This is a genomic window from Campylobacter sp. 2018MI10 (assembly GCF_018501175.1).
GTDB lineage: Bacteria > Campylobacterota > Campylobacteria > Campylobacterales > Campylobacteraceae > Campylobacter_E.
The window spans coordinates 1-383 of sequence record NZ_JAHCZD010000141.1 but is presented as its reverse complement, the minus strand read 5'-3'; the positions used below and the strand labels follow the sequence as shown (position 1 = coordinate 383).

Here is a 383-nt window from a genome sequence, read left to right as displayed (position 1 = left end):
CATTGCGGATAATTTCAGTTTCAAATTCATCCAAAACACCGCCTTTTTGGCTTTCGCTTGCTATGATTTTAATCTCTTCTTCACTATGAGTTAACTCGCTTTCTTTGGCAGGCTTGATGCCAAAAAGCTTCAAAGTCATGGCCGCAAGAAAATCGAAAATTTTAATACAAGGCAAGAAAAGAATCCAAAACCAATGAAGAGGCCTTGCTACCCAAAGCACAGCTTTATCTGCAATAGCAATTGCAATTCTGTTTGGAACAAGCTCGCCTAAAACCACATGCAAAAGAGTGATGATACTAAAGGCGAGAATAAAAGCTATAGTATGGATAATAACTCCATTAAATCCAAGATTTGCAAGAGGAATTTCCAACATTTTTGCTATA

1 protein-coding gene is annotated in these 383 nt (G+C 37.1%); it reads right to left on the bottom strand.

The annotated features are described in order from the left end of the window. A partial coding sequence (locus tag KJR01_RS10045) for a CNNM domain-containing protein (protein WP_214119111.1) occupies nucleotides 1–383 on the bottom strand: 383 nt, incomplete at both ends.